Origin of the sequence: Flavobacterium muglaense (genome assembly GCF_014305155.1) — a bacterium.
Lineage (GTDB): Bacteria > Bacteroidota > Bacteroidia > Flavobacteriales > Flavobacteriaceae > Flavobacterium > Flavobacterium muglaense.
In genome coordinates, this window is the sequence record NZ_JACRUK010000010.1 from 74205 (window position 1) to 96392 (window position 22188).

At 36.2% G+C, this 22188-nt stretch carries 16 protein-coding genes and 1 tRNA gene; 12 read left to right on the forward strand and 5 right to left on the reverse strand.

Annotated features, from left to right (window positions below; genetic code table 11):
* Positions 1 to 37: 37 nt before the first annotated feature.
* From H8R24_RS06445 to H8R24_RS06460, 4 genes are all read right to left on the reverse strand, one after another.
* Positions 38 to 481, reverse strand: a complete 444-nt coding sequence (locus tag H8R24_RS06445; RefSeq protein ID WP_187017710.1) for a retropepsin-like aspartic protease — start codon at positions 479 to 481, stop codon at positions 38 to 40.
* Positions 478 to 3084 carry a CHAT domain-containing protein gene (locus H8R24_RS06450; RefSeq protein WP_187017709.1) on the reverse strand — a complete coding sequence of 869 codons (2607 nt, stop codon included), beginning with the start codon at positions 3082 to 3084 and terminating at the stop codon, positions 478 to 480. The genes H8R24_RS06445 and H8R24_RS06450 overlap by 4 nt, the downstream gene beginning before the upstream one ends.
* A gap of 226 nt (positions 3085 to 3310) precedes the next feature.
* Complete coding sequence (locus H8R24_RS06455) at positions 3311 to 5269, reverse strand: PKD domain-containing protein (RefSeq protein WP_187017708.1); 1959 nt, start codon at positions 5267 to 5269, stop codon at positions 3311 to 3313.
* 301 nt (positions 5270 to 5570) lie between these two features.
* The gene (locus tag H8R24_RS06460; RefSeq protein WP_187017707.1) at positions 5571 to 7442 is read right to left on the reverse strand and encodes an OmpA family protein; all 1872 of its coding nucleotides are present in this window, start codon (positions 7440 to 7442) and stop codon (positions 5571 to 5573) included.
* Between the two features lie 586 nt (positions 7443 to 8028).
* Between H8R24_RS06460 and H8R24_RS06465 the strand changes: the two genes are divergently transcribed.
* The 7 genes from H8R24_RS06465 (at position 8029) to H8R24_RS06495 (ending at position 14066) form a co-directional block, all read left to right on the forward strand.
* Positions 8029 to 8613 (forward strand): RNA polymerase sigma factor, encoded by a 585-nt coding sequence (locus H8R24_RS06465; RefSeq protein ID WP_187017706.1) that lies wholly within the window; start codon positions 8029 to 8031, stop codon positions 8611 to 8613.
* Positions 8614 to 8615: 2 nt separating this feature from the next.
* On the forward strand, positions 8616 to 9341 hold the full coding sequence (locus tag H8R24_RS06470; RefSeq protein WP_187017705.1) for a tetratricopeptide repeat protein: 726 nt from the start codon (positions 8616 to 8618) through the stop codon (positions 9339 to 9341).
* Positions 9342 to 9492: 151 nt separating this feature from the next.
* Positions 9493 to 10260: a TatD family hydrolase gene (locus H8R24_RS06475; protein ID WP_187017704.1), complete on the forward strand. Its 768-nt coding sequence runs from the start codon at positions 9493 to 9495 to the stop codon at positions 10258 to 10260.
* Between the two features lie 60 nt (positions 10261 to 10320).
* Complete coding sequence (locus H8R24_RS06480; RefSeq protein ID WP_187017703.1) at positions 10321 to 11448, forward strand: 1-acyl-sn-glycerol-3-phosphate acyltransferase; 1128 nt, start codon at positions 10321 to 10323, stop codon at positions 11446 to 11448.
* Complete coding sequence (locus tag H8R24_RS06485) at positions 11448 to 12479, forward strand: asparaginase (protein WP_187017702.1); 1032 nt, start codon at positions 11448 to 11450, stop codon at positions 12477 to 12479. Before H8R24_RS06480 ends, H8R24_RS06485 begins: the two co-directional genes overlap by 1 nt.
* 53 nt (positions 12480 to 12532) lie before the next feature.
* A tRNA-Ser gene (locus tag H8R24_RS06490) sits at positions 12533 to 12617 on the forward strand.
* 723 nt (positions 12618 to 13340) lie between these two features.
* Complete coding sequence (locus H8R24_RS06495) at positions 13341 to 14066, forward strand: porin family protein (RefSeq protein WP_187017701.1); 726 nt, start codon at positions 13341 to 13343, stop codon at positions 14064 to 14066.
* Here the strand turns inward: H8R24_RS06495 and H8R24_RS06500 are convergent.
* Positions 14061 to 14666, reverse strand: coding sequence for a hypothetical protein (locus H8R24_RS06500; protein ID WP_187017700.1), 606 nt, complete (start codon positions 14664 to 14666; stop codon positions 14061 to 14063). The genes H8R24_RS06495 and H8R24_RS06500 overlap by 6 nt on opposite strands.
* Before the next feature lie 186 nt (positions 14667 to 14852).
* Here H8R24_RS06500 and H8R24_RS06505 point away from each other — a divergent pair, with 186 nt between their 5' ends.
* The 5 genes from H8R24_RS06505 (at position 14853) to H8R24_RS06525 (ending at position 21837) form a co-directional block, all read left to right on the forward strand.
* Positions 14853 to 17297 carry a bifunctional UDP-N-acetylmuramoyl-tripeptide:D-alanyl-D-alanine ligase/alanine racemase gene (locus tag H8R24_RS06505; RefSeq protein ID WP_187017699.1) on the forward strand — a complete coding sequence of 815 codons (2445 nt, stop codon included), beginning with the start codon at positions 14853 to 14855 and terminating at the stop codon, positions 17295 to 17297.
* 90 nt (positions 17298 to 17387) lie between these two features.
* Positions 17388 to 17804, forward strand: coding sequence for a large conductance mechanosensitive channel protein MscL (gene mscL, locus H8R24_RS06510; protein ID WP_187017698.1), 417 nt, complete (start codon positions 17388 to 17390; stop codon positions 17802 to 17804).
* 160 nt (positions 17805 to 17964) lie between these two features.
* On the forward strand, positions 17965 to 18954 hold the full coding sequence (locus tag H8R24_RS06515) for an aspartate-semialdehyde dehydrogenase (protein WP_187017697.1): 990 nt from the start codon (positions 17965 to 17967) through the stop codon (positions 18952 to 18954).
* A gap of 101 nt (positions 18955 to 19055) precedes the next feature.
* A complete protein-coding gene (locus H8R24_RS06520) occupies positions 19056 to 19409 on the forward strand; it encodes a hypothetical protein (protein ID WP_187017696.1) in 354 nt (117 codons plus the stop codon).
* Between the two features lie 217 nt (positions 19410 to 19626).
* Positions 19627 to 21837, forward strand: a complete 2211-nt coding sequence (locus tag H8R24_RS06525) for a TonB-dependent receptor (protein ID WP_187017695.1) — start codon at positions 19627 to 19629, stop codon at positions 21835 to 21837.
* Positions 21838 to 22188: the final 351 nt, after the last annotated feature.

Here is a 22188-nt window from a genome sequence, read left to right on the forward strand (position 1 = left end):
CTTGTTGCAACTGAAAAAGGGTTTTTTGTATCGTGAATTAGTAACTAAGCAAATACAAATAATGATTGTAATAATCGATAATCGCTTTGCCTTTCATCAAAATATCAGCGCCTATTATACCGTGAACAGGCTTAGATTTATGCTGAACCAAGGCTTCATTAACATGTGATAAATCAAAAATAACCAAACTAAAATCAACATCTTTCCAATAGCCCATTTGTAAGCTGTTGTCGCTTGCCATTTGAGTTTGCATGCCAGTTGCGCCAGCTCCCGAAGCTAAGGTTTTAGAATCTTGCGCTTGTACTTGAAACAATTCTATGCTTTCAAAACCGATACAACTGTTTGATGCACCCGTGTCTAGAATAAAATTGCCTTTGACACCGTTGATGGACGCTTTGATCAGTAAATGTTGTGTTTTGGTGATTTTGAATTTTACTTTTTTATAGTTTTCTTTTTTTAGAATATCGTGCAGGTTTTTCATTTTCTCTTTCGAATATAAATCAAAAATAAGCTAATTAGAATTAGAAAACCAATACCACAATACCAGTAATTTGTGGATTCGGCATCTGTTTCTAGACTTCCATAGTACACAAATGCGCTCCAGTAGTAAGGCGATTTTTTGGCATTGGGAATGGTTGTATCTGCAAGGAAATCTAGTTTTGCTTGATGGTTGGCCTCCATAAACGATTGTCCGTTTTTGAGATTGTTGTAAAATTGGGCCATAAAAGCAGCGGTAGTATAATCATTGACGCGCCATAATGAAAACAACAAATTTTTAGCTCCTGCAAATTGAAAACCTCTTGCCACGCTCATGGCGCCTTCGGCCTTAAAGAGTTTGCCTATTCCTGTTTCACAAGCACTCAAAACCACTAAATCTGGGTTGATATTCATATTGTATAATTGGGAATACAACACTTCTTGATCACTAAACTTGATGCTCGCGGCAGTTTCTAAATCACCCGAGGACGCGTGAGTGGATAAATGCAAAATGGAATAGTTGGCTGCGTTTTTCTTGAAGTTGTTAAAGGTAGCATTAGCGTTTTCAAAGTAAGTGCCTTCAAAATTCTTTTTTATCGCCGCAAGTTCTTTTTTGGAGAAGCTCAATTCATAATTGCTATTGGCAAAAATAGGAAAGACTCCCAAAATGTTTTTATCGTGCTTTTGTGGCTTGTGGTCTTCCAAATAAAAAGTAGCCGAACTGTTGTACCCAATGACATAATCGTTTACTAAATAATGCATTTTGGCAAAATTAGTCGTTGCGGTTTCCTTTGTAATTAAAGCCTCAAATGGCAAAAAGTTTAAAACACCATCAGGAATGATGAATAAGTTTTTGTACGTTGATCCTGCTGGAAGTTGTAATAATTGATAGGCTATATTACCATAATGATTGTAGCCCAAGACATCATTAGAAATAGCGTTGGCATCATTGAAATAGTCTATATACTGTACAATTTTGACCGCGGTATGCGCGTCGTTGCTATATGAGCGAAGCGCGATCTGATGTTCTTGAAGCGTGAACGAATAAGTGTTGTGGTAGCCAGAGAAATATTCGACCATAATGGCCTTGTCGTTTTCGAGCTTGCTATATAATTTTTTTATGTCAATATCCGCTGTTGATTGCTTGTCTCTTTTGGATTGGATCTCCTTCAAAACCAACATGAGTTCATTTTGTTTTTTTACGGCATCATTTATTTTAGCAACGGTTGCTGTAGCTCCTTTTTGTTGTTCTTTTATGATTATTGTATTGCAGTTTTGTAGTTGTTCTAAGATGGATTGCTCTTCTGCTGATTGCAATTCTTTGCTAGTTAAACTGTTTTTGAGAACGATCGATTTTGTTTTTTCGGCTAGTACAAAAGCGCTTTCTAAGTACGATGTCTTTTTTTCTTTTTCGAATAGGGTTTGGTAAATAGCAATGCACTTTTCGGTTCGTATTCGATTCCGCATTTGGATTATAATTTTGGAGTTTTCGTACACCAATAGCGATTGAAATAAATCTTCTATATGAAAGGCAAGTGCGTAACTTTCTAATGCTTTTTTAGGTTGGCTTTGCGCCAAAAACAATTCGGACTGTAAGTCTAATGCATCTAGTAAAATCGTCTCGGCATAAAGGGAAGTTTTTTTGGGTAAGCTTTGATTTGCATCAGAATAGGACGGAATTAAAATTTTGAAAACTGTTTTTAGTGCCGCGTTTGCTGCTGCTGTTTTGCCTTGTTTAAAAAAGATGTTGGCTCCATCACAGTACAATTGTGCTTTTTTCCTAGGATTAGGATTGCTAATTTTTTCGAAAGTTTGCTTGGCTTTTGTATAAAAAAATAATGCCTGATCAGGGTTATTTCGTGCTAGTTTTAATTGAGATAAATTAGAATAGCTATTGGTCAAAGCTTCATATTGCGAGGGCTCGTTTTCAAGTAAACTAGCGGCTTTCAAAAAAGCATTTTCAGCATTTTCAAAAGCTAGGGGTTGCATGATGTTGGGTTGTGTATTCAAGAAATAATTAGAACCCAAATTGTTATACAAAAGCCCTTTTTGAATCTTGGTTAAGCGGTCTGTACGGACTGTTTGTTCCAGCAGACCGATGGCTTGATCGATGCGTCCCGTATTTTGATAGACATTAGACAGGTTGAGCACGGCGGCTTGCTTTTGGGCTTCGTTTTTTTCTTGACTGGCAACAAAGTAATATTGTTTGATAATGTTTTCGGCATTGTTGTAATCACCTATGAGTGTGTATAAATTCCCGAGTGGTTTCAGCGCATATTCTGTGATGTCATAATTCGAAAGTTTGTTTTTCTGGTATATATTCCACGCTTTTTCGTAGCTCAGAATGGCTTTGGCTGTTTTACCAAAACTGTTTTCATAGTAACCTTTATTGCAATTCAGGACAACAAGGGCGAGCATTACGTTTTTGTTTTTGGTATTGGTCGAAAGGCTATTACTGTACGATTCTAGTTTTTCCAGATTTTGAACTGATGGATTTGCAGTAAAAGAATCAACTGCATCATATATTTTATCTTCTGGAGCAGGCGTTTGTTGCCCGAAGCTGATGAGAGTTGTGGAATATAGAAAGAGTAAAAAGTATTTTGTCATCAGTTGTTCTTGGACAGCTTTAAAAGCTGATTTTATTGTTTTTACATTGAAAATGCAAGATCACTACGTTTGTCAAATCGAGCGGAGGTGCCATTTTTATCTATTATTTTTTTGAATTGAGAGGTTTCGACTCCGCTCAACTTGACAAATAACAGTAATTTAGGACCGTCATTTTAAATACAAAATGATATGTTTAGTGATTCTTGCCAATTAGAAAATTAGTTTTTTAAAATTTCCAGATGCCATAAAATTGCAAATAGTTAAAATTTTCTTTGAAGTTCACCACATATCGCACTCCTGCACTTGGGCCAATGCGCGCCGCGCCCACTGTCAAGTCAAACAATAACCCAGCTTTAAAATTAGTAAAACTGTTGCTTGTAGCTATGGCGTCTTCTTTACTGCTCATGAGTGTTATAGGTTTGTCATTTTGATACAAATCGATTCTGGTAGATTGTTCTTGTTTTTCGGATGCGTTAATGTTGGCTTGAATCCCGGCTCCAACACCAATGAAATTGTTGAGGTTGTAGCGCATCAACAATGGGATTTCCATGTTGATGGTGTTGTTGGTTGTTGTGTTTGTAGTGCGTTGCAACTGATCGACCCCAGCTGCGTTCTGAATCAAGAGATCTGTTGAAGTACTTGCTGCAGTATAGTTGTGAAAGCTATTTTGAAACTCAGCTTGCCAGTAATAGCGATACGATTTATAAGGCGAAACTGTGGCTCCTACAAAATAACTGGTTGAATTGTTCAAGCTGGGGAAGTAGTTGTAACCCGCTTTGGCGCCAATAGAAATTCCGGGTAAAAATCGGGTGGTGGCGTAGTTGGTAATAATGGGTTCGTTTTTGTCAAAAATAATTGCCGTTTTGCTTTTAGTATTTACTTTGTGAAAGTCCTTGTTGAACTTCATGGAATACTTTACAAAACCTTTAGTACTGTCCTTTTCGGTGACGTTTTTTTGCTCGCTTCCAGGCAAATAAATGTTTTTGAAGGTAAAAAATATTTGATCTTTTTTTATAATGGTGTCTAGGCAACTCACGGTTGGTTCCTCTCCTTTTGGACAGATGGGACATTTAGGATACATGTCTTCTACCTTGAAGGTTTTTTTGTCAAACATCTCAGGAATATCCGTTTCTAGACGAATCATTCTAGCGGGACCTTCGCCATTGTTTTGAAAACGAGTTTTAAAATTTACTCGTTTAAATCGCACTAACCTATAATTTAAGAAACTTCCGTTGGAGCCCATTTTATTGGGGTCGTGTGAGGTTACTATTTCCATCTCGAGGTTGACTACTTTGTGGTTTTTAAAACTTCGATTTGGGACAAAAATGCCACGCATGGTTACGGTAGCACTAGTGTCTTTGATCATTTCGGGAGTTGTTTTTAAGGTGTAAAATACATTGCGAGTTTCTTTAGGATTGGCACCATCAAATTCTAAAATAGAAACGTTTTTATATATTTTATTGGCCTCGATTAGGGTTTGGTCCAAGTCGGTTTGTGTGGTGGTTTTTTGGTATTTTTGGGCTGTTGCCCAATAGTTGTTGTCGGTAGATGCGAGGTAAGAATGTGAGTTTTCGATGGCATCATTGTAAACAAAATTGTTTTCTTTTACTTCTCTTTCGCCGGCATAAGGGCGGAGATCGGCTAGTTCAAAATTGTTGTTTTTAAATTGTTTTTCGTTATAAAACAAGTAGAGTTTTCCATCGGCAACATAGTTCTCTAGGTTTTGATAGCTCATGATTACTACTATTTCCTGATCGGGAATAGGGTCGCAATTTTTTTGAATAGTAAATCCATTTTGATCTTCTATAGAAGCGATTTCGTTGTATTTTTCAGTAGAGATTTCATTGATAACCACTTTTTTTGGTCGGGTAGCGGGTGGTTTTCCGTTGTCGTAATTGTTGGTTACGGATAGTTTTGTGTTATAAGTTCCTTTGTTTTTGTAAACGTGTTTGGGCTCCGCTTCTTTGCTGTAATGCCCGTCGCCCATTTCCCATAGATAGGAATAGCTGGGTTTTGGTGCTCCAGAGATTGGGATTAATGGCGGTGTGGTAGGTTTGTACGAAACGCTGTTTTTGTTTTGGATGTATCCAATGATGGCGCGACGTGTAACGGTGTCTTTTACTTTTGTTTGTGCAAGGACAAGGGTTGAGCTAAGGCAAATGAAAAAGAGTAAAAGTGGTTTCATGGTAGTTTGGTTTTTAGCCCTGATAGCAGTGAAAATCCTTTATTGCCTCCTTTCTTTAAGGAGGCAATAAAGATTGTAACGGATAGCAGGAATAGCTTCTAAAAAATAGACGTATTAATTGTTAAATATAAATAAAACTGAGGTCTATTTCATGAAATTTTTATAAAAATAATGGAATTGTTGTTTGTGTAGTAGCTTGATTGTAATTTGTATAGCGGTTAATTTATGGTTTTTGATGGTGGATACATGCAAAAAAGCGATGAGTTTATCATCGCTTTTAAGTGGTAAAATAAGTGTTGTATTATTGTGGACAAATTACTTTTACTTCGGTTCTTCTGTTGGCTTGGTGATCTGCTTCTGAGCATTCTACTCCATCAGCACAACGGTTTAGTAATTTAGATTCTCCGTATCCTTTTCCTGTTAATCTCGCTCTTGAGATTCCTTGAGAAGTGATGTAATCTACCGCTGCATTGGCTCTGTTTTGAGATAATGTTTGGTTGTATCCGTTTGAAGCTCTAGAATCGGTGTGAGACGATAGCTCTACTTTTACACCTGGATTGTCATTCATAAACTGTACTAATCTGTTCAATTCTGGTTTTGCATCTTCTCTAATGAAGTATTTACCTATATCATAGTGAATGTTTTTTAGTGCGATTGCCGTACCACAATCAGCGGCGTCCATGCATATTTCTAATTGGATGAAAAGTGATTTGTTTCTATCATAATCTTTTGTCGAAAGGATCATGGTTTGAGACATGTAATTTTCTTTTTTACCGTAAATGCTGTAGTTTGTGTTTTCGATTGCTTGAAAAGTAAACTCTCCTTTTTCACTTGTGTTGGTTGTTTTTTGGGTAGCCAATTGGTTGTTTTTAAGTACAATGCTTACTCCGTTTATGGCTATATTAGTGTTACAAATGATTGCTTTTCCTTTGATAATGAAATTTCTGTCGGCATATAAGATGTCTTTTACGATCGTTTTGTCGTTTTGAAACTCTGATTTTTTAGCTGCGTTTCCTTCTAAAGCAAGATCGTTAAACATACCGTCAATCGTGTAATCATCAGGTAAAAGGTCACAAAATTGTACTACTCCAAAGGCATCTGTTTTGGCTGTTTTTACTACAATTCCTTTTGAATCTTTGATAGATACATCTGTATTAGGTAAGATTTCTTTAGTAAACTTGTCTTTAGCAGTAGTTTGAATACAATATTTTTTTTCTACGGGAGCTGCTTTTGTTTCTTCAACAATTTCTTTCGGTGCTTTTTGTGAAGGACCAAAACGGTATGTTAATCCTGCGAATACGCCTACTGATGATAAGTCAGTTTTACGTCTTAACTCGTCTGAAGTTGCTGATCCACCTTGATTATCACGAATAATTGCTTTGCTGTTGAAGGCATCAATAGTAGAAGCGTTTGTAGTTCCTTGTTGAATGCTAGTTGTTCCTTTTTCATAATAGTATACTTGTTGTGGGCTTCCTGCTGGTAAATATCCTTTGCTTATAAGTATATCATTTTTAGCCGATTCTTGTGCACCACCAAAGTAGTTCATGTAATAAGCTCCTGCATGCACACCCCAATGTTGGTTAAAAAAGTAAGTGAATCGTGCTTGTGCTTTTCCAGCAAATAAGTTTTGCTTGTCCCAACCAGAGTGGTAGGTTAGTATGTCTACAGTTGCATCTTTTCTAGTAGCTTCGACTAGTATTTCGCCTCCGTCAATAGTTCCTAAACCGGCAAGTAATGACAATTCGGCTTGAAATTTATTGTTTTTGCTTAAATGTCTAAACGATGGTCCTGCTCCTACAAACATTCTAGCAATGTCGTTTTTGGTTACGGATAGGTCCGTATAAGCAACTGCGGTTGGTATTGCTCCTCCATTATCATAAAACGGATTGTTGATGTTGCTTTTAGGACTGTTTTTGATGTAATCAAAGTCGGCTTGCAATCCGAACCATTTCCAGTAGTGGTTCGCTGATAAACCTCCCATCATCCCGCCAGAGTAATCGATGTATTTGAAGTCTTCTTTATAAGATGGGAAATCATATCCTAATCTTGTTGAAAATTGCCATTCTGTTTTTTGAGTTGCTTTGTCGGCTACTTTTGAAACTTGTGCTTTTGTGTTTTGGAATCCCATTCCAATTAAAAGCATTGCTAAAATAATTTTGAAATTTGTTTTCATGGTATACGTTTTTATTTGGTTGTTGTTTTATACTACTATATCAATTTTGGTTTTGAATTGTTACCCCTGTTTTTGATTTTTTTTTATCGGGTAATTATTTTTCAAATATGTCTAGTGAAATAGCGTTTGTTTTTTTTGATATACTTTTTCATTTTTTAATGAATTGGTATTTGTTTTATACAACTATATCAATTTTGGTTTTGAATTGTTACTCCTGCTTTTGATTTTTTTTATCGGGTAATTATTTTCCAAATATGCCTAGTGAAATAGCGTTTGATTTTTTTGATATACTTTTTCATGTTTTTTGTTTTTTAATGAATTGGTATTTGTTTTATACTACTATATCAATTTTGGTTTTGAATTGTTACCCCTTATTTTTGTTTTTTTTTATCGGGTGATGATTTTCCAAATCCGTCTAGTGAATTGGTAGCTTATTTTTTTGATTTGCTTTTTCATATTTTCAAGTTTTTAATGAACATACATTTGATTTATAGTAGTATATCAACAGGGTTTTAAAATTGTTACCCCTGAAATCAAAAAATATTTGATTTTCTTTTTTTACATTAGCCAATAAATTTTTTTTGCTATGGCCAATACTACGTTGCATCCCGACCAATCCTATATTGAAGGACTTGCTAATAATGATTCGGCAATCATTCAGTCGATCTATAAGAAGTTTGTACCCAAAGTGATTTCCTATATCAGGAACAACTCTGGCGATGAAGATCAAGCGCAAGATGTGGTGCAGGAAATAATGATTGTACTGTTTAATCAGGCCAAAGCCAAAAGTTTACAGTTGAGCTGTCCCTTTGATGCCTACTTTTTTTTGTTATGCAAAAGGAAATGGCTGAACGAATTAAAAAAAGCATCTAATAAAGGGGTAACAATTAAGGAAGAAGAAACATCTACTAATGAACCCACTGCAGATATGGTTGCCGAAACCGAATTATTCGAAGAGAAGCAACAACTGTTTGATGCCATGTTCCAGAAGTTAGGCGAAAAATGCCAAGAAGTACTAAAGCTCAGTTTTACCATCAAGTCGATGGAAGAAGTGGCAGAGAAACTCAATGTGACTTATGGATATGTGCGCAAGAAAAAATCGTTGTGTACCGGGCAATTAACACAGTGGATTCAAGAAAACAGTCGCTTTAAATCTTTAAAACTTAGTTAGCCATGAACGAAGAAAACTATATCCTATTCGATCAATACCTCCAAGAGGAATTGTCGAATTCCGAAAAAATAAATTTCGAAAAAGAACTCACCGATAATCCAGAATTGGCTGCCGCATTTGCCGCTTTCAAGGAAGCAAATGAGCAACTGGAAGTGAAATTTGGATTCGAAACCGAGCGCAATGCCTTTATTGACAATTTAAAAGCCATTTCCAAAGAGCAATTGCCAGCGCCCAAAGCCAAAGTGGTGCAGTTTAAACCTTGGATGTATATGGCGGCAGCATCAGTTGCGTTGTTGTTTGGAATATTTGTTTTTAATTCGAATTCAAATCCGTCGTTTGACGATTACAATCAGTACGAAAATGCATATTTCACGGAGAGAGGTGACGCTGTCGCAAATGTGAAACTGGCCGAAACAGCCTTTAATGACAAAAAGTATCAAGAAGCAATTCCGCTTTTGGAAGCCCTTTTGAAAGATAATAAAACAGCTGAGTTGCAGTATTATTATGGTGTTGCCTTATTAGAAACCAACAAAACCAAAGAAGCCGAAGCTGTTTTTAACGAATTACAATCAGGAAATTCAATTTATAAAAACAAAGCCATCTGGAGTCTGGCATTGGCAAAACTAAAACAAAAGGAGTACAAAGCCTGCAAGGAAATACTATTGACTATTCCGGCAGATTATGAGAATTACGATCAGGTTCAAAAGTTGTTGAAGGACTTAGATTAAAATATAATCTAATTAAGTTATAGTGGCGCTAAGACTTATAGGGAAATCGGAGGGAACCATTGTTTTCTTGCGGTTACTTTTATAAGTCTTAGTGTTTTTTTTGCTTATTAATCGTAAATTTGTTTTTTGAAATTGTATAGCAAAAATCAATATGATATTTACAGATACGCATACCCATTTATATTCAGAAGAGTTTGAGCAAGACCGTACCGAGATGATACAACGAGCGATTGACGCTGGTGTCTCTCGTTTTTTTATACCCGCTATAGATTCGAGTTGTACCGCGTCTATGTATGCCTTAGAGCAGCAACACCCGGAACATGTTTTTTTAATGATGGGGTTGCATCCTACTTATGTGAAAGAAAATTATTTAGAAGAATTAAAACATGTCGAAGAAGAATTAGCCAAAAGAAAATTCTACGCTATTGGTGAAATTGGAATCGATTTATTCTGGGATAAAACTTTCTTAAAAGAACAGCAAGCCGCCTTTAGAACTCAAATTCAATGGGCTAAAAAATACAAATTACCGATTGTGATTCATTGTCGGGATGCGTTTGACGAAGTTTTTGAAGTTTTAGAACAAGAAAAGTCTGATGATTTATTTGGAATCTTTCACTGTTTCACTGGAACCTATGAGCAAGCGCTTCAAGCCATTTCGTATAATATGAAACTGGGAATAGGAGGCGTGGTGACTTTTAAAAACGGAAAAATTGATCAGTTTTTAAACCAAATCGACTTGAAGCACATTGTGTTAGAAACCGATTCGCCTTATCTAGCTCCAATTCCTTTTCGCGGAAAGCGAAATGAAAGTAGTTATTTAGTAAATGTAGCGACTAAATTGTCACAGATTTATGATTGTACTATCGAAGAAATTGCTGCAATTACCACTCAAAATTCTAAGACGATTTTCGGGATTTAATGTAAAATTCAACGTAAATTAATATTTTTTTTGTTCATTTGCCCACTTAAAATTACCAAAATGCAAAAATTTGACGCTATTCGGCCGTTTTATGATTCCGAAATTAACGAAGCTATTGTATCCGTAGTCAATCATCCGATGATGAAAGCTATGATGAATTTTACATTTCCAGATTCAGACGATGCCGTTTGGAAAGAACAGCTTAGAAAAACACATTCTATTCGTGATTTTCAATGTAATTTTATATACCATACCATACAAAAAGTATTAGAGAAAAGCTCTGACGGTTTGACTACTTCTGGTTTTGAAAAATTAGAAAAAGGAGAATCCTATTTGTTTATTTCGAATCATAGAGATATTCTTTTAGACACTACTTTATTAAATGTGTCTCTGTTTGAGCACGGTCTAGTGATGACGGCTTCGGCTATTGGGGACAACCTAGTTCAAAAGGATTTCTTGAATACCCTTGCTAAACTGAATCGTAATTTCTTGGTACAACGGGGCTTGACGCCAAGAGAAATGTTGCAAAGTTCAAAAAATCTGTCCGAATATATAGGGCATTTATTGCAGCATGAAAGCCGTTCGGTATGGATAGCACAACGTGAAGGACGTACTAAAGACGGTAATGATGCCACAAATCCTGGGGTTTTAAAAATGCTTGGAATGGGATCGGATGAGGCGAATTTGATGGATTACTTCAAAAAAATCAAAATTGTTCCTGTCTCCATGTCGTATGAATATGACCCGACTGATGTATTGAAAATTCCGCAATTAATTGCCGAAATGAATAACGAAGTCTATATCAAAGAAAAAAACGAAGATTTCATGACGTTGTTAAGTGGTGTGATGGGTCCTAAAAAGCGCATTCACATGCATATAGGTGATGTTTTGAACACAGAACTAGATACCATAAAAGACGAATTCGAGAACACTAACAAGCAAATTTTAGCCTTGGCACAAGTAATTGATGACTCTATATTGGCAAATTATAAGTTGTGGCCTACAAACTATATTGCGTATGATATTCTGAATAAAACAGAGGAGCACGCACATTTGTACACTGCCGATGAAAAATCACTATTTGAACGTCGTTTAGAAATGCGTATTGATGCCGAGAATCCTGTTGCTTTGCAAGGGATTTTAGATATGTATGCAAATCCTGTAGTGAACCACTTAAAATACAGCTAATGCATACAAAGGCTAAAATTTTATTGATTTATACCGGTGGAACTATTGGTATGAGCAAGGATTTTGAAACAGGTGCACTTAAAGCATTTAACTTTAATAAGCTGTTGCAAAAGATTCCAGAATTGAAACAACTGGATTGCGCAATTGAAACCTATTCATTTGAGCACCCTATTGATTCGTCTAATATGAATCCGGACCAATGGATCAATATTGGTACGGTAATCGAAGAGCATTACGCTTCGTTTGACGGTTTTGTGGTTTTGCATGGGTCTGATACGATGTCGTATTCGGCATCGGCATTGAGTTTTATGTTGGAGAACTTAGCAAAGCCGGTTATTTTTACGGGTTCGCAATTGCCAATAGGTGATTTACGTACCGATGCCAAAGAAAATTTAATTACGGCTATACAAATCGCTTCTTTGATGAACGAAGGCAAACCTGTTATACAAGAGGTTTGCTTGTACTTTGAATATAAATTATACCGTGGAAACCGCACCACAAAAATCAACGCAGAGCACTTTAGAGCGTTTACCTCACCCAATTATCCAGAATTAGTAGAGTCAGGGGTGCATTTAAAATTGTATCCAGAGTTGTTTTTAGCTCAAGAGAGTCAAAAACCATTGCAACTCCATAAATCTATGGATAACAATGTGGCCATTATTAAGATGTTTCCGGGTATGAGCGAAACGGTCTTGGCGGGAATTTTGTCAATCAAAGGGTTAAAAGGAATTGTTTTAGAAACCTATGGTTCTGGGAACGCGCCTACCGAAGATTGGTTTTTAAACCTAATGCGCAAAGCAATTTTGGACGGTTTACATGTTGTGAATGTTACCCAATGTTCAGGCGGAAGCGTCAATATGGGTCAATATGAAACCAGTACTGTACTGAAGGAAATAGGCGTTATTTCGGGTAAAGACATCACCACCGAAGCGGCTATAACAAAACTAATGTATTTGCTGGGTTACACTATAGATGCTGGTGCTTTCAAAACAGTTTTTGAAACGGCATTGCGCGGAGAAATTGCATTATAAATTGTTTTTGCTTTTTTAACTCATATTTTTTCATGTTATTTGCAGACCTTAATAGAGAGGTGGCCGAGTGGCTGAAGGCGCACGCTTGGAAAGCGTGTATATGGTAACATATCGAGGGTTCGAATCCCTTTCTCTCTGCGACAAAATGCTTCCTGATCAGGAAGCATTTTTTTTTGTTCGTTTATTGATTTGCCAGACTTTGTTGTTGATTTGTGTTGGATTAGGAAGTTCTATGTCAAGTCTAGCTTGGTTTTCATTTTAATAGAGTATAAGGGCAGATCGAGAAAATTGTTTTTCCCACAAAATTTATATTTACTAAAGAAGCAAATAGACACTACAAATTATTTGTGCTGTCTATTTAATATGTAGTACTCCATAGGTTTGGGCATTCCTGCTGTACAAACCATAAATTATATTTGTTAGCAAGAATAATCGTACTTATAGTATTAATTCGTGCATTTAATCGATTATATTTGTTTTTAATCTGATATTCTGTTAAGTTTGTTCTAAGAAATAAGCAAAACTATTGTATCATTAAAACGACAATCAGATGAAACTAGCAAATAAAAAAGAGGGAATGTTCTTGTATATAGGAGGTTTTTTTATCATTATGGCTAGCTCGTGTGTAGTAGTCTTGATAGCAATGTTATTGTAATTTTCATGATCTCGAATTTTTTATTTTTTCCCCAAATTATAAAAAGCCCCAAGTTTTTTATTTTCCTACTGCTACAGCCCTTTAGAGAAATCTAAGGGGTTTTAGTGTTTTTATGATTATTAGCACATAAAGACTATCAAAATATTATATTTGTAGTAGTTATAGCCTAGAGCGTGACTACTGATTAATATAAGTGTAATAAGATCATGGCATCAATCCACAATAGAATTCGAACGATTATCATAAACGGTGGGTTACTACTATCGTTTGCAAGCGGCTTTGCACAGGAAATACAAGCGGTAAAAGAGGAGGCAACCGTAAAAATTGATTCGTTGTACAGAGAAGATCAGTTCTTTTTTAGTTTTACTTATAATACGTTACAAAATAAACCCGCCGATTTTTCGCAAAGTAAGTTTGCTACCGGTTTCTCTGCTGGTTTTGTTCGGGATATGCCTATCGTCAAAGATAGAACGGTGGCCATAGCCTCTGGTCTGGGTTTTACGTATAACAATTACAATCAAAACTTAGCGATCACGGGAACAAATGAGCTGCCGGTTTACAATATTGTTGATACAGATACCTACAGTAAAAGTAAGTTTTCGCAACTTTTTATAGATGTACCATTGGAAGTAAGGTGGCGAACTTCGACTTATCAAAGTTATAAGTTTTGGCGTATTTATGGTGGTGTAAAATTAAGTTATTTGTTGTACAACAAGTCCGTTTTTAATGGAGATAGTGGTAATACTACTTTGACTAATAATAAAGATTTTAATAAATTAGTATACGGTTTGTATCTTGCGGTTGGGAATAATTCGATCAATGTGTACACCTATTACGGCTTGAATCCTATCTTTAAAAACGGCACCCAAGTCGATGGGCAAAACCTATCGGTCCAGGCACTCAATATGGGGCTTATCTTTTATATTTTATAACCATAAAAACAGCAACAGTACTTGCGGGATGGCTCCCGTGAGAAAACCTATAATAAGCTCTTTCAAGGTGTGCGCGTTCATCTCTAGGCGGGATGATGCAACAAAACCATTGAGTAGTATTAAAAATAGAATTGAAAACAAATTGTGGGTTTCAAAATGTAAATTAAGACCGAGTACAAAAAAGGTTAACGCACTAATGCCCAGCATGTGTAAGCTTGTTTTTATTTTGGCAAATAATAGAATTAAGGCGGTAAGCGTGCTCAATAAAGCGCCCAAAAAGAAAAAATGCAACTCGGGATAATGCTCGATGGTAATGGTGGTGCGTACTAAAAAGATGATGAGAAAACATTGCAGTACTAACGGAATCTTTCTTTCGGACAATAAAGGCGCCATGGCCGAACTGATCTTACCCGTAGCGCGCAATCCCACAAAAAGTAAAATAGGCAGTGCAACAGTTACTGCAGCAACTTGTAATAAAACCAAATATTTTTCGGTGTTTACGAAATAGGAATTATTCGAAAAAAGGTAAAATAAGGTAGCATATAGGGCCACAAAAACAGGATGCAGTATATAAGAAAATAGAGGAAGTACTTTTTTCAAGATGGTAGTTGTTGGGTTAGCTCACAAATATAAGGATTCTAGCAAAAGTAAAAAAATGGATTAAGAGCCGCATTTTGCTATTCGACGAAAATAGAAACTATCAATAGAGAGCTTTACAAAAGAAATGGTATTTTTGAACCGGATTAAAAAAGTAGTTGTCACACCACTACAAAACAGTACAAATACATGAGTATATTAATAAAAGATATTATTGCAACGCTTGGCGCTACCTATCTAGGTACACATCCAGAAGAGGCTGTAGACAACGTTTCAATTGATAGTAGGTCACTGCAAAACAGTTCAAACAGTTTGTTTTTTGCATTAGTGGGCCCTAATAATGATGCGCATACGTACATTGAAGATTTAATAAAAGCGGGAGTTGAGAATTTTGTCGTGAACTACATTCCGGAAGGCTGTCAAGACAGTGCTAATTTTTTAGTAGTGCCAAATACTTTAGACGCCCTGCAACAGTTTGCGGCCTACTATCGCAATCAATTTCATTTTCCAATTATTGGTTTGACGGGTAGTAACGGAAAAACGATTGTAAAAGAATGGCTTAACTTTTTATTGAGCCCCGATTTTAATATTATTCGGTCGCCTAAAAGTTACAACTCGCAGGTAGGCGTACCCTTGTCTGTGATTGCGATTAATAAAAAACACAATTTAGGGATTTTTGAAGCAGGTATTTCTACTGTAAATGAAATGGCCAAAGTGGAGAAAGTCATTCGTCCTACCATTGGGATTTTTACAAACATTGGTTCGTCGCATGACGAGGGATTCAAAAGTTTAGAAGAAAAAATAAGTGAAAAACTCCTTCTTTTTAAAGATTCGGAGGTTATTATTTATCAAAAAAATGAATTGATTGATCATAATATTCAGGCTTCCGCCAAAAAAATGAGTTGGAGTTTTGATCAGGAAGATGCGGATGTGTATGTCTATAAAAAAGAAATAAATACAGATAGTGCTAGTTTGCAGTACAGCTATCAAGGAAAACAGTTTAGCTTGAAAATTCCATTTCAGGATTCGGCTTCGATAGAAAATGCCATTTCGTGCTTGCTCACGTTGCTGTATTTTAAATACGATCATGAAACCATTCAGTCTCGAATGTTGTTGCTCTATCCTGTTGAAATGCGTTTGAAAGTTAAAAACGGAATCAACAATTGCAGTATTATTGATGATAGTTATAGCAGTGATTTTCAGTCTTTAAAAATAGCCTTAGACTTCTTGGAAAGTCAAAAACAGTTCCCTAAGAAAACCGTGATTTTATCTGATATTTTTCAAAGCGGACTCTCCAATGAGGAGTTGTACGCTAGGGTTGCGCGTTTAGTGGTGTTTAATAATATCAACCGAATTATTGGAATTGGAGAAACCATTTCGGATTTCAAAGAACTGTTTGCCAATTGTATTACTTATAAAACCACAGCAGACTTTATAGCCGATTTTGAGAATCTGGATTTCTCCAATGAAACCATTTTGATCAAAGGGGCACGATCGTTTCAATTTGAAGAAATCGTTCAATTATTAGAAGAGAAAACACATGAAACGGTTTTGGAAATAAACCTAAACGCGATCAGCTATAACCTGAATTATTTTAAATCGAAACTCAAGCCAAAAGTCAAAATAATGGTGATGGTGAAAGCTTTTGGTTATGGAAATGGCGGACTCGAAATTGCTAATTTACTAGAACATCATAAAGTAGATTACTTGGGTGTGGCTTTCGCCGATGAGGGAATTTCGTTAAAAAACGGGGGTATCAAAACACCAATTATGGTATTGAATCCAGAGAACACCAGTTTTCCGGCCATTATACAACATCAGTTAGAACCTGAGATTTATTGTTTAAAAGGATTGTACGCCTTTTTAAAAATTGCAAAACAAAAAAAGTTACAGCATTTTCCTATTCATATAAAACTGGATACGGGCATGCACCGTTTGGGTTTTAATGAAGATACAATTGAAGAACTGGTTGCTACTTTGCAAGGAGAAGAAACGGTAAAAGTGCAAAGTATTTTATCGCACCTCGCTACCAGTGACGATCTCGTGCATCGTGAGTTTGCTTTTTTACAAATTGCGTTGTTCGAAAAAATGTCAGCTCGTATCATGACGGCTTTAGCTATCAACCCGATCAGGCATATTTTAAATACTTCGGGTATTAGTAATTATCCAGATGCACAATTCAATATGGTGCGTTTGGGAATTGGGTTGTACGGAGTTTCTAACGATCCAGCCGAACAAAAATACTTAGAAAACGTAGGTACCTTAAAGTCGGTGATTTCTCAAATTAGAACCATTGGTGCAGGCGAAAGTGTAGGCTACGGCCGAAGATTTATGGCCCAGAAAGCAACACGTGTGGCTACAATTCCTATTGGCTATGCCGATGGTATTTCACGTGGCTGGGGGAATGGAGTGGGTTATGTAACTATCAAAGATAAAAAAGCATCAATTCTAGGCAGTGTTTGTATGGATATGTTAATGGTTGACGTATCTGAAATTGAATGTACCGAAGGCGATTCGGTAATTATTTTTGGCGAAAGCCCAACCGTTATTCACATTGCAAAAATGTTAGGAACGATCCCTTACGAGGTGCTCACTAGCATTTCGCAACGGGTAAAACGTGTTTTTTATCGATAAAAAATGGTAAACATCGAAGAAAATCGGAATTATGTTAAAAAATTCTTAATTTAGCTAGCTTAGAAAGTATAAATTAAAAAATTAAAAAGTATGGGATTTTTCAGCGATTTTAAGGCCTCTTTAATGAAGGGCGATGTATTAAGTTTAGCAACTGCAGTAGTTATTGCTGGTGCATTTGGGAAAGTAATTGGTTCTGCTGTTGAGGATATTATTATGCCAATAGTAGGTTTAATAACTGGTGGTGTCGATTTTACAACAAAGTTCGTCGCTTTAAATGGCGAAACTTATGCTGATCTTGCGGCTGCAAAAGCGGCTGGTGCAGCTGTATTGACTTACGGTAACCTAGTTCAAGCGATTATTAACTTTGTTATTATTTCGTTTTTCATCTTTATCGTTTTGAGAGCTGCTGAGAAAGCAAAAAAGAAAGAAGAAGCTGCTCCTGCTGCTCCAGCTGGACCAACTCAAGAAGAATTACTTGCTCAAATTAGAGATTTGTTAAAAAAATAATACCTTTTTAAGAGGTAGAAAACCACGTCATTGACGTGGTTTTTTTATGTAATTGTTGTATTTGTAACATTTTGTTATTTTTTGTGAAGCATCTTGTTTTGATTTGTTTATTACCTACTTTTGTATTTCAAAATTAATAGTCAATTATAAAATACATACGATGAGAATAGCTGTTGTAGGCGCTACTGGAATGGTAGGCGAAGTAATGTTGAAAGTATTAGCAGAAAGAAATTTTCCGGTAACTGAATTAATTCCTGTAGCATCTGAAAGATCAGTAGGAAAAGAAATTGAATACAAAGGAAAAAAATACAAAGTAGTAGGGATGCAAACAGCGGTCGATATGAAAGCTGATATTGCCTTGTTTTCTGCTGGTGGAGAAACATCATTAGAATGGGCTCCAAAATTTGCTGCTGCTGGTACAACCGTTATCGATAACTCATCGGCTTGGAGAATGGATCCTACTAAAAAATTAGTTGTTCCTGAAATCAACGCTTCCTCATTAACCAAAGAAGACAAAATTATTGCTAACCCAAACTGTTCTACAATTCAGATGGTTTTGGTATTGGCGCCTTTGCATAAAAAATACAACATCAAGCGTGTGATTGTTTCTACTTATCAATCGATCACTGGAACTGGAGTGAAAGCAGTACAACAATTAGAAAACGAATATGCAGGAGTGCAAGGGGAGATGGCGTACAAATACCCTATCCACAGAAATGCAATTCCTCAATGTGATTCATTCGAAGAAAATGGATATACTAAAGAAGAAATGAAATTAGTTCGTGAGACTCAAAAAATTCTAGACGACAAAACTATTGCTGTAACAGCAACTGCCGTTCGTGTGCCTATTGTAGGTGGACATAGTGAAGCAGTAAATGTGGAGTTTTCAAATGATTTTGTTGTTTCGGATATTCAAAATATATTGCACCACACTGACGGAGTAGTAGTTCAGGATAACAACGATACGTATACGTACCCTATGCCAATGTATGCACAAGGGAAAGACGATGTTTTTGTAGGCAGAATTCGTCGTGACGAAAGCCAAGCTAATACAGTAAACATGTGGATCGTTGCGGACAACTTACGTAAAGGAGCGGCTACAAATACAATTCAAATTGCTGAATACCTTATTGCTGCTAAGTTAGTTTAAGGCTTTAGTAAACAATTGTTTAGATCTATCTAAGTTAATAATTCTTTATGTTTTATTAATTTAGATAGATTTTTTTTGCATTTTACCTACATTTGCAGTCCATGAATAAGAAAAAGCTTTTACTAAGTCTTTCTTTAGCGATGACGGTATTGTTCTCAATACTTTTTCAATCGCTGCATACTTATGAGCATTTTGTTTCTCAATTGTCACAAAAGGAATGCCACCACAAATACAATCCAAAACATACCTCCGAAATTACACACCAACATCATAGCTTTGATGATTGTAAAGTGTGCCATTTTAGTTTTGGTTCTTATGTTACGCCTTTGCAGTTTGCTTATAAACAGTACGATAACTACAAATCGATTCCTTATTTTTCTGAGAAAGGTCAAAATGTTGTTTCGTTTTCAGGAAGTTTATATGCCCATCGCGGTCCCCCTTTATATAGTGTTTAAAGCATTTTAATGTTTTTAAAATAAGTCACAATCCAGAAACTGAAAGAGTTTAAAAGGAGTGGTTACGTCCGTAGATAAGGGATGTAATCCTTTGGTTTGCTGTTTAGTACACCTGATGGGACTGTTTTTAAGCATTTTTTTATTCGATACAAATATAAAATAGGCTCTTTATCGAATGCTATAACTACGGCATTCTGAGCGATACACGCATTTTACAATGAAAAAATATATACTAGTCCTAATTTTGGGATTTTCGGCGGTGCTTCAAGCACAAAATACAATTTCGGGTACGGTTACTAGTTTGACAAACCAACCGATTAAAGGAGTTTCTGTTTACGCTCCAGATTTACATAAAAGTACAACCACTGATGCAGATGGAAAATACACACTTTCGAACCTACCAAATGGTGAAGCGAAAATAAGTTTTGCGTTTGTGGGTTATGCTTCTCAGAACAAAACAATAAAAGCACTTCAAAAAGAAAATAGTTTGAATATCACCCTCGAAGAAAGCATTTTTGAAATGGATGAGGTGATTGTTTCTACGGCTTTTAATAAAATGCAATCACAAAACGTGATGAAGGTAGAGCACGAAACCATTAAACAATTGCAACAAAAAGGAACCGCTACACTTATCGAAGGCTTAGCCACTATTCCTGGAGTTTCGCAAGTGTCTACCGGGACTTCTATTGGTAAACCGGTGATTCGAGGTTTGAGCGGAAACCGTGTTTTGGTCTATTCTCAAGGTGTGCGCATGGAAAACCAACAGTTTGGTGACGAACACGGTTTGGGGTTAAATGATGCGGGTGTCGAAAGTGTGGAAGTGATCAAAGGCCCTGCATCTTTACTGTATGGCTCTGATGCATTAGGAGGTGTTTTGTATTTCAACCCTGAAAAATTTGCCGGTGCTAATACCTTTAAAGCGGATTTCAGTCAAAAATTATTCTCGAATACTTTAGGGAGTAATAGTTCACTTGGATTAAAAACATCCACTGAGAACTGGAAATTCTTAGCACGCGGAAGTTACAATACACACTCAGATTACCGTGTATCTGGTGGAGATCGCGTAACGAATACCCGCTACAATGAAACCGACTTTAAAACCGGAATTGGTTACAGTAATTCAAAATTCTCATCGGTGTTGCGTTACAATTACAACAACTTAGATTTAGGTATTCCAGAAGACGGAATAGCAGCACAATCTTCGAGTAAAAACACCGGTTTCCCAAGACAAGGGGTGTTTAATCATTTGTTGAGTTTAAATTCTATTATCTATTTCAAAGATTCTAAACTGGATGTTGATTTGGGCTATGTTGCTAATGATCGTTCGGAATTTGAAGATAGTGATATCGCAGGTTTACACATGAAACTGAAGACTTTTAATTATGATGCGAAATACCATTTGCCAAAAGCAGGAAAATTAGAGTCGATTGTTGGGATTCAAGGAATGCACCAAACCAATACTAATTTTGGTGATGAATATTTAATTCCGGATGCGACTACAAATGATTTTGGAGTTTTTGGAACTGCCAATTACGAATGGGGAAGCCATAGTGCGGTTCAAGCCGGTTTGCGTTTTGATAACCGACAAATTACCAGTATTGAAAATGGAACAATAGGCGAGGAAGGGTATTTCAAGCCCATCGATCGTTCCTTTGATAGTTTTAATGCAGCCTTGGGTTATAAAGCGAATTTGGCTCAAGATTTTACCATGCGTTTGAATGTGGCTTCTGGATTTAGAGCTCCTAATTTGGCTGAACTTACGTCAAATGGAGTACATGAAGGAACGAATCGCTACGAAATAGGAAATAGCGATTTAAAAACAGAGCAAAATGTACAAACCGACTTAAATTTAGAGTACAAAACGGATCATTTTGAGGTTTTTGTAAACGGTTTCTACAACCACATCAACAATTATATTTATACTTCGCCTACAGGAACAGTGCTGGACAGCAATGATGTGTTTGAATACATTCAAAACAACGCCAAATTATATGGTGGTGAGGTTGGTTTGCATTTTCACCCACATCCATTGGATTGGTTGCATTACGAAACGAGCTTTGAAACAGTAACGGGTAAAAAACAAAACGGAGACTATTTGCCTTTAATTCCAGCCAATAACTGGAACAATACGTTGAGAGGAGAATTTAAAATCAAAAATTGGTTGGAAGATGGTTTTGCCACTTTAAATGTTAGTAGTACTTTCAATCAAGACAATGTAAGTGGTTTTGAAACACAATCAAATGGGTATACTTTAGTCAATCTTGGTCTTGGTGGAACAGTGAAACTAGGTAAAACGGTTTTTGATATTAACTTAAATGGAAACAACCTTTTTGATACAAAATACATCGCACACTTATCAAGATTAAAAAATGATGGAGTACCCAACATCGGGAGAAATGTGGTGCTAGGTGTGAACTTTAATTTATAAGTTTTAATAAACAAGCAGTTTAATTTTTACCAACCATTAAGGGATTAAGGTTCATTAAGTATTGCGCTTAATTTTCTTAATTTCTTAATGTTTTTTTTATTTTTAACATATAAGTGATTTACGTTTTATGTTTCACAGAGAGGCACTGAGGAAACCCCAGGGTTCCGCAGCGTTTTTTAGAGAAAAAAGGAATTTAACTTTTACCAACCATTAAGGGATTAAGGTTCATTAAGTATTACGCTTAATTTTCTTAATTTCTTAATGGTGTTTTTATTTTTAACATATAAGTCATTTACGTTTTATGTTTCACAGAGAGGTATTGACGAAGCCCCAGGGTTCCGCAGCGTTTTT

Coding starts and splice junctions, on each gene's coding strand:
- H8R24_RS06445 (WP_187017710.1), bottom strand. CDS start 481: ATGAAAAACCTGCACGATATTCTAAAAAAAGAAAACTATAAAAAAGTA.
- H8R24_RS06450 (WP_187017709.1), bottom strand. CDS start 3,084: ATGACAAAATACTTTTTACTCTTTCTATATTCCACAACTCTCATCAGC.
- H8R24_RS06455 (WP_187017708.1), bottom strand. CDS start 5,269: ATGAAACCACTTTTACTCTTTTTCATTTGCCTTAGCTCAACCCTTGTC.
- H8R24_RS06460 (WP_187017707.1), bottom strand. CDS start 7,442: ATGAAAACAAATTTCAAAATTATTTTAGCAATGCTTTTAATTGGAATG.
- H8R24_RS06465 (WP_187017706.1), top strand. CDS start 8,029: ATGGCCAATACTACGTTGCATCCCGACCAATCCTATATTGAAGGACTT.
- H8R24_RS06470 (WP_187017705.1), top strand. CDS start 8,616: ATGAACGAAGAAAACTATATCCTATTCGATCAATACCTCCAAGAGGAA.
- H8R24_RS06475 (WP_187017704.1), top strand. CDS start 9,493: ATGATATTTACAGATACGCATACCCATTTATATTCAGAAGAGTTTGAG.
- H8R24_RS06480 (WP_187017703.1), top strand. CDS start 10,321: ATGCAAAAATTTGACGCTATTCGGCCGTTTTATGATTCCGAAATTAAC.
- H8R24_RS06485 (WP_187017702.1), top strand. CDS start 11,448: ATGCATACAAAGGCTAAAATTTTATTGATTTATACCGGTGGAACTATT.
- H8R24_RS06495 (WP_187017701.1), top strand. CDS start 13,341: ATGGCATCAATCCACAATAGAATTCGAACGATTATCATAAACGGTGGG.
- H8R24_RS06505 (WP_187017699.1), top strand. CDS start 14,853: ATGAGTATATTAATAAAAGATATTATTGCAACGCTTGGCGCTACCTAT.
- mscL (WP_187017698.1), top strand. CDS start 17,388: ATGGGATTTTTCAGCGATTTTAAGGCCTCTTTAATGAAGGGCGATGTA.
- H8R24_RS06515 (WP_187017697.1), top strand. CDS start 17,965: ATGAGAATAGCTGTTGTAGGCGCTACTGGAATGGTAGGCGAAGTAATG.
- H8R24_RS06520 (WP_187017696.1), top strand. CDS start 19,056: ATGAATAAGAAAAAGCTTTTACTAAGTCTTTCTTTAGCGATGACGGTA.
- H8R24_RS06525 (WP_187017695.1), top strand. CDS start 19,627: ATGAAAAAATATATACTAGTCCTAATTTTGGGATTTTCGGCGGTGCTT.